General features: G+C 43.6%; 8 protein-coding genes. 1 reads left to right on the forward strand and 7 read right to left on the reverse strand.

The annotated features are described in order from the left end of the window. Positions 1-96: 96 nt before the first annotated feature. Together QR40_RS11840 and QR40_RS11845 are read right to left on the reverse strand one after the other, a co-directional pair. The gene (locus QR40_RS11840; protein WP_044295141.1) at positions 97-3,171 is read right to left on the reverse strand and encodes a type 1 glutamine amidotransferase family protein; all 3,075 of its coding nucleotides are present in this window, start codon (positions 3,169-3,171) and stop codon (positions 97-99) included. A 102-nt stretch (positions 3,172-3,273) separates the two neighbouring features. Next, positions 3,274-4,284 (reverse strand): LacI family DNA-binding transcriptional regulator, encoded by a 1,011-nt coding sequence (locus QR40_RS11845; protein WP_044295142.1) that lies wholly within the window; start codon positions 4,282-4,284, stop codon positions 3,274-3,276. Positions 4,285-4,493: 209 nt separating this feature from the next. On the opposite strand from QR40_RS11845, the gene QR40_RS11850 reads away from it, so the two are divergent. After that, the gene (locus QR40_RS11850; protein ID WP_044295143.1) at positions 4,494-6,029 is read left to right on the forward strand and encodes a glycoside hydrolase family 43 protein; all 1,536 of its coding nucleotides are present in this window, start codon (positions 4,494-4,496) and stop codon (positions 6,027-6,029) included. Positions 6,030-6,215: 186 nt separating this feature from the next. Here QR40_RS11850 and QR40_RS11855 read toward each other — a convergent pair whose 3' ends face one another. The 5 genes from QR40_RS11855 to QR40_RS11875 form a co-directional block, all read right to left on the reverse strand. Next, a complete protein-coding gene (locus tag QR40_RS11855) occupies positions 6,216-8,654 on the reverse strand; it encodes a beta-mannosidase (RefSeq protein WP_044295421.1) in 2,439 nt (812 codons plus the stop codon). A gap of 48 nt (positions 8,655-8,702) precedes the next feature. Next, a complete protein-coding gene (locus tag QR40_RS11860; protein WP_242858501.1) occupies positions 8,703-10,439 on the reverse strand; it encodes an alpha-L-rhamnosidase-related protein in 1,737 nt (578 codons plus the stop codon). A gap of 169 nt (positions 10,440-10,608) precedes the next feature. Continuing rightward, positions 10,609-11,928, reverse strand: a complete 1,320-nt coding sequence (locus tag QR40_RS11865) for an MFS transporter (RefSeq protein WP_044295145.1) — start codon at positions 11,926-11,928, stop codon at positions 10,609-10,611. 5 nt (positions 11,929-11,933) lie between these two features. Next, positions 11,934-12,770, reverse strand: a complete 837-nt coding sequence (locus QR40_RS11870) for a carbohydrate ABC transporter permease (RefSeq protein WP_027292793.1) — start codon at positions 12,768-12,770, stop codon at positions 11,934-11,936. A 1-nt stretch (position 12,771) separates the two neighbouring features. Next, entirely contained in the window at positions 12,772-13,647 is an 876-nt protein-coding gene (locus tag QR40_RS11875; RefSeq protein WP_027292792.1) for a carbohydrate ABC transporter permease, read from the reverse strand. Positions 13,648-13,688 lie beyond the last annotated feature (41 nt).

Below are 13,688 nucleotides of genomic sequence, written 5' to 3' on the forward strand. Positions count from 1 at the left end.
TCTCCTTTATCAAATTCCATAACGCATTTCCAATCATGCATTATCAATGTGTATTTTCAATCATACATGCTCAATCATATATTTTATACCATACCTTTATTTAGTTCCATCTTCAGATATCAGGTAAAATTCAGGGAATTCCATAATTCCCTGAGGATAGAGAACGTAGGCATCCGACCATTCATTGCCTCTGGTCAGGAAATTATCCGGGCCGTAGGCAATGGATTTAGCCGGCAGCTGATGAAGGGGACCAAAAGTATTTCTCCTGGTCAGATACAGCTGAATCTCCTTTAAACTGTGGATATCTGCTTCATAAGGAGCAAATGCAATGGTTTTCTCCTCTTTTCCTATGCACTTGAGGCATGCGACTTCCCACTTCGGTATCTTTACCTGCATGTATTTTTCATCCGTACCTTCAATATAATAAGAAAGGCAACCGCTGTAGAACGGCAGTCCCTGGCTGGTGATATCACCAATGAGAAGCTTATCCGGCAATGCCGTCAGCTTTGCAAATGCTCCCTTGCTATCCGTCCTGACACCAAATTCCCCAAGCAGATAAACTGCTTCCACGCCGCAGATTCTGTAATAATCATATTCCATTGTTATTTGATTTTTCCCTGTCTGAAGGAGTGAACCGGGAATATGAATTTTATCAAAACAGATATCCAGCCACTTTCCGACAGATTTTGTAAAAACAGGCTGGCCGTTTATTTTCATCCCGGATATATGTTCCAGATCTTCCACGGCAACTGTTAAACTGTCCGGTATATAGTCTGCTTCAAATGTATAACAGAGTCTGATCCTACCAAGAGCTCCGTCGGCACCGCCATTTTTATTTTCATACCAGGGTTGCAGCATTTCGCCGCCCCGATGAGGAACACCATAGATATCCCGCAATTCCTGATCTGCTTTCAGAACCTCCATATATGGAATTACATCACCTGCTTCTGTCTCTATAGATACCATGTCCAGCACACAAATATTTGCTTCTCCCAATTTATAGGAAAACTTATTGTTTTCTAATAAAATCCGATCCAATTTTACATCCTTCTGTTTTTCTTCCGGCAGATCTCTCTTACTTGAAGTCAGGATGTACAGCTTTTCTTCTCCTTTTTCTATATCTGTCTTAACAAAAATCTTCCCGTCCTTATGGTACTGTTCCGGTATTGAAACCATCCCTGTTCTTACATCCCATAATTCAGCTGATTCTCCCTTACCCAGACAAATTGTCAGATTCCGGAATCCTTTCTTACGGTTCACATTGAGCAGCATAACAGTCTTACTGAAGCCATCCAGCCGCACCTGTGCAAAGATGTACTCTTCTCCTTCACCCTGTATGCCGATTTCATTTCCGCTTCTGCATTGCCCTGCAATATCTTCGCTTTGAAATGGTACGGTAATGGCAGACTCTGCAAGCTTTTTGGCCCTGTCAGAAAGCACCGTGTCTACATATCCCGGCACGTCACCGGCAAAAATAACCGTTCCTCCCTGCTTTACAAATTCTTCTAACAGCTGAATTGTGGATGAACGGATTATCTCCATTCCTGCAACCAGGACTTTTTTGTAAGCACATCTTCCAACAATCAGCCTGCCATCTTCTACCCTGCCATGACGGGATAAGATATCTTCTTCTCCATAATCAAAGTCTATTCTGCTCTTCACTAAAGTATGGAAGACCTGTTGGTATTGTTCTTCTAATTTCAATATCTCCGTATCTCTGGGTTCCAGACCGGAAAAAGCACCGGAATAAGCCCTTGCCCACACGCTTTCAATGGGATTTAACACCAATAGTTCCTGATCCGGCTCTCCTTCTGATAACACTGCATGGATTCTGGAATAATAGTCTTCCAGATAATGATACTCTTCATACCAGGCGGATTGATGGAAGATACTGGCTGGAAAATCCCTCTTCGCTTCCCCTTTCATGGTATACCAGGATAAATGAGGGCATCTTAGATTGATGCCAAACAGCGCCTGCCAGTCTCCTGTATTTTTATAGGCCTCAAAGTCCATCTGCCAGCCTGTACAGCCATACAGTTCAGACAGGACCCATTTTTTATCCAGCTGGCGAGCCACCGACACTACCTGTTTTACAATCCACCAGCATTCATTCTCTTCCGTAAGCACATCAACCCCGGGATAATCCATATATTCATAAAAGCGCATCAGTGATCCCTGCATAACAGTCTGTGTGGTCAGAGAATCTTCATGAAGCACATGTCCGGTGAATTTAAGCTGATGCTCCTGACACCAGCGCTGCATTGGTATTGCAAAGTTCTCCAGGAACAGTTCCTGGCAAAGTTCGATATAGTCTCTGGAAACCTTCCGTATCCGGTTTTCCCCCCGGATCAGGAACAATTCTAAGAGATGTTCTTTTAAATCATAACCAAACCTTTTCTGGAATTCTTCAAATAACCCCGGTGTAAAAGGAACTGCATTTTCCCGTCCTTCGGAAAAAGTAGAAAATAAAGCGCCTCTGTGGGGTTCATCCGTGAAAATTCCGGCTATTGATGATCCCAAACGGCCTTCACAGGATCTGGCATATGCGTTGTGGGTCACATCCAGGTAACGTTCTACACTTGCCTTATCCATTGTGTTCAGGTAGGTAAAACCATTATACACATCTTTACATTCTGAATACCTGATGCGAAAAATCACCTCAGCTTCCCCTGATAATGGCAATTCTCCATCCGTTAGAATTCTCTCTTCCCTGTAACCTAATTCCGTTAATCTGCAGGCAAAACGAATGACGGTATCCGGTTCGCCAGACGATTTCTCTAAGTGATACATATCCATATGCTTATGAGCATCACGGTCTGTTACTACCACCATATCCAGGAACATGGCACGGTAAGCTTCATCTTTTGTCACCATACCCCCCGCACTGCCCGATGGCCATCGGTCCTCATCATAGAGCCAGGACTCCATTCCCTGTTTCTCTCCGTAACCGGCACATGCATTGGTAAGTTCAAACCATTCTTTTCCCAGATATTCCGTCTCCAACCCTGTTCTGGAATGCATAAAATATCCGCCAAATCCCATTTCTTTCATAATATCGATCTGACGTAAAAGCTCCTGTTCCTCAAGCTTTCCGTTCCACGCCCAAAACGGCTTTCCCCGGAATTCTGCGGGTGGGTTTGAAAATAAGTTCTGTTTCTCTTTGATTGTCATAGCTTTCTCCCCTCTGGATTTCATTATTCGCTACTCGTGTAGCTGTTTGGTTAAAAAAATAATATGTTTCTAATCTTCATCTGTCAGGTACTGCCCGGCGGTCTATCTGACTGCCGGCTTAGATGTAGTACTGCGTACCTTTAACTCCACAGTCACTTTTTCATGTTTAATTTCTCCGCTTTTTATCTGACGGTATAATAATGCAAAAGCACCCCTTCCAAGCTTTTCTTTATCAATTCCTATGGTTGTTAATGCAGGAATCATGGCTGAAGCAAGCATAATATCATCACAGCCAATTATGGATATATCCTCCGGTACTTTAATACCAGCCTGATGGAATTCCTGAATGGCACCCATAGCCATTAGATCATTTGTACAAACAGCCGCTGTCACCGGCATTCCCCTGCGTATAATTTCCTGTGCCATTTCCTTGCCGGTTTCCAGATCGGAATGATATGGGGGTTTTCCTTCTACTAACAGAATATCGGATTGATGCAGTCCAAGTTTTTCTGCTGCACTTATAAAACCATCGATTCTGGTATCGTATCGTGACTGGTTTCCAAAACAGCTGAAGTAGGCAATCCTTCTATGCCCGTATTCTGACAGGTGGGTAAGCGCCTGCTCCATTCCCGAAATGTAATCATTCTCAATCGATGCAATCTGGTCAGGCACCTGGTTTCCACTGATTACAACTTTAATATCATTGTCAACCAGCTTCTTTACATTTTCCATCTGATAATGAGTGGGATTCGCAATTATTACGGCTCCGTCCACATGACGCCGAACTAGATTCTCAAGGTAGTGGTTAAGATTCCCTTCACCGGAACAAATACTTACAAAATATCCTTTTTCTAAAGCACTCTGTTCAAATGCCCTGGCAATTTCTCCATAAAAAGGATTTCCTATATCGCTTAAAATCAGAGCTAGCTGCATAGTCTGGTTCGTAACCAGTCCCCTGGCAATTAAATCCGGCTGATAATTCAACTCGTTAACGGCATCCATAACTTTCTTCCTGGTCTTTTCAGAAATCTGCCTGGAATTATTCAATACATATGATACGGTTGCCGGTGCTACCCCCGCTGCTTTTGCTACATCTGACCTGGTTACTTTCATGGGTTTTTATCCTTTACTTATGTGACGGAATTCATCACTGATTTTTCAGCTATACGTGTCGTTATTATTTTATTATAAGAGAGAGATTTGGATGCGTCAAGTAAACTATCAAAAGAATTTTTTCGTTTTTATATTGACTTTCTCTTATGGATATGCTATGTTTTTAAAAATCGCTACACGTATAACAGTAACAGGAAAGGACAAATCCTATGAACTATCAAAATCCTATTATAAAAGGGTTTAACCCGGATCCAAGCATCTGCAGAGTCGGGGAAGACTACTATGTGGTAACTTCTTCCTTTGAATATTTTCCTGCAATCCCAGTCTACCACAGCAGAGACCTGGTAAACTGGCAGTTAATCAGTTACTGTCTGGACCGGGACTCCCAGCTGGACCTTCTGCACCGGACATCCTATGTCCCCATCCCCGACAATGCCAGCGGTGGAATCTATGCCCCCTCCCTGTGCTTTGAAAATGGGCTTTTCTATGTGACTGTCACCAATGTCTCCAACGGCGGGAATTTTATCGTAACAGCCAGCGACATGAAAGGACCCTGGTCTGATCCTGTCTTTGTAAAACAAGGTGGCATCGACCCTTCGCTTTTCTTTGAAGACGGACATGTTTATTTCACTACCTCTGCACTAATTGGGGGAACCCACGGCATTTATCTCTGTGAAATTGATATCCGGACAGGGGAAATGCTTACGGATAGCCGGCTGATTTCCAGAGGCAACGGCGGTATCGCACCGGAAGGTCCCCATATATTCCGGAAAGACGGCTGGTATTATCTGCTTATGGCAGAAGGCGGAACCGGCTACGGACACATGGTAACGATCCTGCGCAGCAAAGACATTTATGGTCCTTATGAAAGCTGTCCCCGCAATCCCGTTCTGTCCCATAAAGATTCTGATTCCTCCATTCAGTGCGTCGGACACGGCCATATGGTTACTGACCCCGCCGGCAACTGGTGGATGGTTTGTCTTGGAATCCGCCAGCTAGGCCCTTCTCTGCATAATCTGGGCCGTGAAACTTTCCTCACTCCTCTTTATTGGGATGACGAGGGCTGGCCCGTAATTGGTACAAACGGAACCATAGATTACTCCATGGACGGACCCATCACATCCCCGCAGCTTCCGGAAACAACTGTATTTACAGACTATTTCCGGGACAATATGATAAATCTGCAGTACAATTTTATCAGAAATCCAGACCTCTTAGATTATCAGATCCATGCAGGCGGACAGTATCTGGAAATGAAGGATCAAAAAGGTGTCTCACTTTCAACCCATACAAAAAGTCCGGCTTTTCTTGGAGTCCGGCAAAAAGAATTCTGTACCGAGGCAGAGTGTGTTGTCTTAAATCACTTCATTCCGGGACAAAGAACCGGTATTACAGCCTATTATAATGATTCCTACCACTATGACCTCTACCTGGAGAGATCAGACACCGGCTTTCAGCTATGCCTGCGAAGGCAGGTACATGATATGGAAGCCATCACATCACGGCCCATAGAAGAAGATTTTAGACAAATTTATCTGAAAATCATCGCAGACCGAAACTATTATACATTTCTATATAGTACGGACGGTTCTGCCTATACAACACTGGGTCAGGGTATGACTGCCGGCCTTTGCTCGGAAGGAACTTATTCCTTAACCTTTGTAGGCACCTATCTGGGTATGTTTACCGAGTCCGGTACCGGGCACTTTAACTCCTTCACCTGTCATTTCAAACCGGAATCATAACATCATAATTAAAACCGGAACAGGCTGCACTATTATACAAAGCAAATACACGGATTAGAAATATGAGCCGGTTAATCGGAGCATGCCACATTCAGAAGATGCAGCCAGCCGCATCTTCTGAATGTGGATTTCTTATTCCCCAGGATGCGTACGCCGGGTTGCTTTCAGACAACAGGCAACAGGGTGTCACCTGATATCATAGACGCTTCTAAGCTCCATTTGATCCGGTACCCCGCTGATTATCCTGACTTTTTTCATACCTGCATCCATATCAAAGTAATTATCCGATAAAATCAGATCTTCTTCTTTGTTTCTGATCTCTACGCTTTTCGCATAGGCTGACGCCGTCACGATAATTTCATCCCCCTGTACCTGGCAGGAAAGCTTCGGATCCCTGTATTGGAAATACTTGGGCACGGAAAAAATAACACTGGAGGAAGACACGCTTTTTCCCTCTTCCAAAAGTTCATAGCTGACATATTCCTCATAAATATTTACATCCGGCAAGAGAATCTTTTCACACCATACACTGTCCATAGCCGGAACTACCAGTTCCAGTGCCTCTTCTCTGCATACATTAGCCAGGGCGTCTCTCACAGACCATACAACAGTCAGTTTTTTCTCCGTAAGGGTTTCATTTGAGACATTGAACCGGATACTCTTCTCATATTCTTTTGGTTCTTCGTTAATATTCGCACTCTGTGTTAAAAATCCCTCTTCCTGGCAGGACAGCAGAACCGGAGCAAAAAACCTTTTCGCCGCATAGTGAAGCGCCTTCCACCGTCCGAAATAATCAACCGATGACCAGGATGCTACCGGCCAGCAGTCATTCAACTGCCAGTAGACTGCGCCCATACATCTTCCCCTGTTTCTTCTGAAATGCTCCACCCCGTAACGGATTGCTTCTGCCTGCAGCAGCTGGGAGGCATATAGCAGAACGGGAAACTCTTTTGGATACAAAAAAGTCTGGGACAGATAATTCATAATTTTCCCATTTGCAGAATTATTCCTCTGGTGCTTTTCCATTACATAGGAGAAAATATTGCGGTCCTCAGGCAAGGTAAAGCTTTCCACCGTCTTGGCACAGGGGAATGACTGGAATCCGAATTCACTGGCATAGCGGAAGTAAAACTTTCGATATTCCGAAAATGGTTTTCCACCGTGCCACACATCCCAATAATGCACATCACCCCGGTCCGGGTCGTTAGGGAAATCAAAGCTGCCTCCGGAAGAGGGGCTTGCCGGCCAATAGAAGGTATTTGGATCACACTTCTTCATAATCTGAGGGAAAATATATTCATACATTTTAATATAATCAGCCTTTTGTTTTGGGGAATTCACACAGTCCCCGGCATCTACGAACATTTCCATTTCATTGTTTCCGCACCAGAGCCCAAGTGATGCATGATGACGGATACGTTTTACATTCTCTTCAATCTCCCCACGGATATTTTCATCAAAATCATCCGTCAGCTCGTACACTGCACAGGCATACATAAAATCCATCCAGACAATCAGTCCCAACTCATCGCAGATATCAAAAAAATAATCATCCGGATAATAACCGCCACCCCACACACGAATACAGTTAAAGTTAGCAGCAACACACTGTTCCAGTAATTTCCGGGTACGCTCTTTCGTTATTCTGGAAAAAATATTATCTTCCGGAATGTAGTCTGCCCCCATAGCAAAGATTGTAATACCGTTCACCTCGTGGGCAAAGCTTTCTCCAAACTCATCCTTTTTCCTCTGAATTCCCATAGTCCGCAGACCGATTCTGCGCTTCCATGAGTCAACTATACAGCCCTCTGCCGATAAAACCACTTCCAGGGTATACAACGGCTGGCTGCCAAAACCGTTCGGCCACCAGAGCATGGGGTCTTCTATGAACGATTCTTTCGGCGATTGGGTATATGAAGTCTTTTTCCCATTGGGATCTGTAATATGAACCTCATAAGTGAATTCCACCTCTTTCTGATTTGGAAGTTTTGCCAGTTCCACCTCATAGTCCAGCCTCACACCACCGTTTTCCGGTACCTGTGTAATATACACGCTGTCAATTTTCCCACGGGATATCCCGATTACGGATACCTCTCTCCAGATTCCCGCATCCGGAAGCCTGGGACCCCAATCCCATCCGAACATACAATGGGCTTTTCGAATCTGGGGAAAACCTTCCATACAATCCGGCGTACCTAAAGTAATGACTTCCTCCATACACTTTTTAATGAATTTGGTGGGAGAATAGATATGCACAGTGAGCAGATTTCCGTCTTTTTTTAATATCCCGGTCACATCATACTCCCAGATTCTGTGCATATTCCTGGCATGTCCCAGGTGGCTTCCATTCAGCATGATATCCGCAATAGTATCAATTCCGTCAAAATGCAGCATATTGGCATCTGCTTTCAATAAGTCGTCTGTAACTGAAAATTCACAGCTGTAAATAAAATCATTTTCCATTATTTTAAGAGCCTGTATTTCGTTATCCCGCCAGAACGGATCTTCCATCTGGCCTGCAGAAAGCAGGTCATTGTAGACAGACCCGGGTACGGAGGCGGGAATCCTGTCCCGTCTGTCCATGATCTGCAAAAACCAGTTTTCGTTCAGCTTCTGTGTTATCATACGGATACCCTTTATATTGCAGGCTGTCTGCAATACTGCCTTTCCCGTTTATTGAATGATTTCAATTTCTTCCGGTGCCTCCACCTGGACATCCATAGTTCCATCCGAGCGGATTATACAAGTTACCTGGATCTCTCCATATGGGGTTGGATATTTTCCCTTTGCCCAGCTCAGATCTCCCAGATTTGGTTTTACCGCTACCTTTTTACAGCCCGGCTCCAGAATCTGGATTCCCAGCACATTTTCCATCAGCCACGGAGTTACTCCCGATGCCCAGCCATGACAGAGGCTGTGACGGTAGCCCACATAACAGTGCCCCCCGTATGTGCCGTGTACATTAACTTCTGTCCCGTCTTCTGCTATCCGGTCAATAGGCGCTGCATTCTCCAGCCAGTCTATATTAAAATCTTCCCAGAAAGTAGTTGCTCCCAGGGATAACATACCGCCCCAGTATTCCCGGATACATTCCAGACACCCTATGATATCTCCCGCCATTGCACGGGCGGTAAGAATATAATACCCCATAAAAGTAGACATTCCCTTTGCTCCGCCAACCTTTAACAGCTGATCATTTACCGTCACCGGATCTTTTAGTCCCGCCATGACCAAAAGTGCCGCTGCCTGTTTTGCATCCTTATAATCTGCATCAAATGATGCCAGTTTCTTCAGATCTTCCTCACACTGGCGGACCAGATCTTCTTCTCCCAGAACCGTGAAGATTTCCTGCAATTTCTGAGTTGCCATAGCATGCAGCGCCTGCAGCCCCGCATCTACAACCGGCTGGTTCTGGAAAGACGGCCAGTCAACAAACCGTACTTCCGGCGTATTGTCTTTGCCATTTTCATCAATGCCGTCTGACAGCTGTCTGTACAGCCCCTTCAGATATTCCCTCTGTGTTTTCAGGTATGCCAGATCGCCAGTGTGAACAAACCAGTCATGCTGTATAATGATCCACCACATGGAATATGCCGGAAAACCATTCATCCAGCCCGGCAGGGGTGTCTCTTCCCGGACAAAATCCAGGCTTTTTGGCACACTCTCATCATATCCGAATACAGATTGTATAGTCGTAACTTCGGGATGCATATCTCCCACCCAGACCAGGCGGTCCCTTTTAATTCCATCCCATATGTAATTCTGCATATTCAAATGTACGGTATATGCCCCGGTATCCCAAATGCGGTTCAACATCTCGTCACTGCAGGAAAAGCTTCCCTTATAGGGAATATCTTTATAGATTAAGATAGACTTCACCGTTTTAATTTCCAGTTCTCCTTCATCAAGTAAATCAATCCGAACGAAGCGAAATCCCGTTTCTCCAATGCGGTTCATGCTCATATCCCGTACTTCAACGATCATATCCCGGTTTGCATGGTCATTGGTAGCATTGGTTTCGCCCCCGATATCACTCATGGCTTCCATGGCGGATTCTCCAAAACGAACTCTGACCCGCATTCCCTGCGTCAGGCTTGCTTTCCATACCAGCAGGGAAATCCCGCCATGGATTTCAACGCCAAAGTCCAAAAGGATGCCGGCACTTTCTCCCTTATTTTTTAAGATACAAGGATTTACCGGAACCAGGGAAATCTGTGGAGAACGGTTTTCCAGCAAAGCAGAACTGTTCTCCACCTGGCATTTATTTCCCTGTGATTCCCACAGTATTTTCCTGGGCGTCATATACACCCTTTTTCTATTATCTTCTTCACAATCCTCCAGAATACTGTTATCCAGTATGCGGAAAATATTATTATTCTGTCCTTTGTTTTCGATCATATTTATACCCATTTCCTATTACAGGCATGCCTGTAATACTGCCACACATTAAATGGCTGAAAAAACTCATCGTGGCTTCCTTTCTATTGCTTATTTTTTTCCAGCCTGAATCTCCTGAATCACCCGGTACCCAAAACCATAAACACTTCTTAAAAGCATTGCCGTCTGCAGTTTTCTGGCCTCACGATTCATCCCTCATTTTTAATCTTGCGTAACATACCGTTCCCAGAATCAGCAAACCGGAAATAATCATATTCATCTGCATAGATCCAATGGAAACCGTACCAATTTTTAAGTCCATATTTTTAAATAGCGATATGATTTTCGATCCTGTAAGGCTTCCCAAAAATCCACCGCATGCACTAAGCGCCGTATTAATGCTGAGATACCGAATAGCATTGTGCGGTCTGACATAGTGATAGGGAAGCATAAACTGTGCCGTCGCCAGTCCCGTAGCGATTAATCCGCTGGTAATAAAGATGACCAGAATTAAACCAATGGAATCCGGCGTAACCAATGGCCAGAATAAAAACTGGATTCCCAGAACCAGTGTGACAATCGTCAGGATATTCTTCCAGGGAATATGCTGCGCGATCCTTCCCCAGCCCGAGGAAACTGCAATCTGAACTCCTACCTGAAGGGTTGTCAGCATGAAAATATTTGTATAATTTAAATGCAGTTCTTCCAGCATGTAGGCGTTATAATAGGGATTTGCCATATTCATGGAGAAACTAAGCAAAAACATATAAATCAGAAAATGCAGAAATCTTTTATCTTCATGAAATATCCGGACACACTGCTTCAGCGATATCCGGGACTGCCCATCCAGCTGTTCCTCATAATGAATTTTCCTGATTACAATATAATCGATTACCGCAATTGCAGCCGCAATAAAAAAGATAATTGCAAAACCAATATATTCATTGGATTTTTGCTGCAGTGTATCAATACAGGTACTTGCACCAAAGGAAATCAGCGTCGTTAATCCCACCACAATCCTATCCCGGAATGCAAAAAATGTACCCTGTATATCCGGCTGGATAGAATTCACCATCCAGTAGTTTAAACGTATCCCGGAGCTGGATGCAAAAATATATGCAAAAAATAAAATCACCGATACCGCTGCAATCCGAAATTCTACCTGGACACCCATCATCCTTTGAGATCCCTCCGACACCAGCAGGGGAATAAAGACAATGGATAATATTAATAATCTGGCAAGCAGAACCATCCGGTTAATCGCCTGCTTGGAATTGCGGAAAAAATCCCATATCTTCCCAAAAGGTACCTGGAGTACATTTGCCAACAGGGGAATTGACAGAATTACGCCGACCCCTGCGGCTGGCACCCCTGTGTAGAGCAGGAATCCGGTCATGAGAACTCCGGATACGATACTGTTATACACAGACCCCACAATTTGGGAAACCATAAACTTCTTCTGATTCCCATTAAAGGACCGTACCTGGGCAAACATTCCCTTTTTCCTGTCATCATGATCCATGGCAATCAGCCTTTTACAGCTCCACCCATCATACCCTGAATATAATATTTCAGGCAGCTGGATGTTGCGATTAATAACGGAATGGTACCTATTATAAATGCTGCTGCTATTAATCCCATATCGTTAGTTCCCTTGCCCGCCGCATTATTAAATACGATCTGGCAGAAGGTCTTCACTTCATCTCCGCCGGTCATGGCAATGGTCGGCCAGATATAGTCATTGTACATGGCAACCACCGATGTAATCCCGACTGTAATCAGGATTGGCTTCGACAACGGCACCGCAACCTTGGCAAATGCATAAATCTCGCTGGCACCGTCTATCTTTGCAGCCTCAAAAATATCATTGGGCAGTCCCTTGAAAAATGCCTCTGCCAGAATAATACCAAAGACCTGCTGTCCCGCCACATAAGGAATAATCAGTCCCCAGTAGGTATTCAAAATATGGAGATTTTTAATAATATTATAATTAGGGATGATCAACAAGGTATAAGGAACCATCATTACAGCCATTAATAAGGAAAATAAAATATTCTTCCCTTTAAACTTCATCCTTCCAAAGGCATAGCCGGACATGGCTACTATCACAATGATTAATACCAGGGAAATACCGCATACATAAAGGGAATTTAAAATAGGCCGGAATACAAATTTAAATGCCTTTACAAAATTGACCCAATATATTTCTCTTGGAAGCCCCAGAAAATCATTTGCAATCATAACATTGGGTTTCAGCGACATATTTATAAGCATAACGAAGGGAAAGAAGGTTATAATCAACAACGCAATGATAAGCAGTCTGCTGATCACGTACCCGACTCCGATTTTTCTTTTACTGTGCATACTAATCTTCCTCCTTCAAGAATCTTCTGGTGAGCAAAGTTAAAATTATAATTACGATAAATAAAATTACTCCTAGTGCAGAAGCATATCCAAACTTTCCATCTCCAAATGCAATCTTATACATCTGCATGGCGGGTATCATCGTTGCATATCCTGGACCGCCGCCTGTGGTGGCAGCAACCAGTCCAAATCCGGACAGGCTTCCGATTAAGGAAAGTGTAACCACAATTTTCATGTATGGTTTTACATTTGGCAGATGAATATCTTTCACCACATTAAACTGGGTTGCCCCGTCAACAATTGCTGCTTCGTATAGTTCTTCGCCTATCATATTCAGTCCGGAATGGAAAATTAAAAAGTACATGCCGGATACAAATGGAAAACCAACGAGAATGATACACAAAAGCGCCGTAGATTTATCATTTAGCCAGTTATGAGCAAGACCATTCATACCAAAGGCTTTTAAAATCGAGTTAAAGCCGAAGTTCGGATTATAAAGGTATTTCCATATCAAAATTGTAACAATAGAAGGAACTAACATGGGAACTACAAATGCTGTCTTAATAATATTTGCTACCTTTGATCTTTTAATAAAAAATAACAGTTCTGCAGCCAGCAGCGGGAAAAATACACTGCAGAAAACGGCTGCAACGGTGATAATTGCCTGGTTTTTGAATGATGTTAAGAACATCTCATCTTTAAATGCTGCAATATAATTTTCAAATCCCACCAAATTTGATGAAATTCCGAACGTAGAATCTGTAAATGACGTATAAAATGCATTACCAATAGAAAAATAAGAAAAAACCGCCAGCAATATAAAGGTTGGTGCAATAAACAAATATGGCAATAATTTCATTTTCAGAGATTTATTCATAGGGTCCTCCTCGTTTATGATTGAGCAGTGTGACAGGAAAG

The organism is Robinsoniella peoriensis, from assembly GCF_000797495.1.
GTDB lineage: Bacteria > Bacillota > Clostridia > Lachnospirales > Lachnospiraceae > Robinsoniella > Robinsoniella peoriensis.

Bases quoted from the DNA above. Each gene is read 5' to 3' on its own strand.
- QR40_RS11840 (WP_044295141.1), bottom strand. From the start codon at position 3,171: ATGACAATCAAAGAGAAACAGAACTTATTTTCAAACCCACCCGCAGAA.
- QR40_RS11845 (WP_044295142.1), bottom strand. From the start codon at position 4,284: ATGAAAGTAACCAGGTCAGATGTAGCAAAAGCAGCGGGGGTAGCACCG.
- QR40_RS11850 (WP_044295143.1), top strand. From the start codon at position 4,494: ATGAACTATCAAAATCCTATTATAAAAGGGTTTAACCCGGATCCAAGC.
- QR40_RS11855 (WP_044295421.1), bottom strand. From the start codon at position 8,654: ATGATAACACAGAAGCTGAACGAAAACTGGTTTTTGCAGATCATGGAC.
- QR40_RS11860 (WP_242858501.1), bottom strand. From the start codon at position 10,439: ATGGGTATAAATATGATCGAAAACAAAGGACAGAATAATAATATTTTC.
- QR40_RS11865 (WP_044295145.1), bottom strand. From the start codon at position 11,928: ATGGATCATGATGACAGGAAAAAGGGAATGTTTGCCCAGGTACGGTCC.
- QR40_RS11870 (WP_027292793.1), bottom strand. From the start codon at position 12,770: ATGCACAGTAAAAGAAAAATCGGAGTCGGGTACGTGATCAGCAGACTG.
- QR40_RS11875 (WP_027292792.1), bottom strand. From the start codon at position 13,647: ATGAATAAATCTCTGAAAATGAAATTATTGCCATATTTGTTTATTGCA.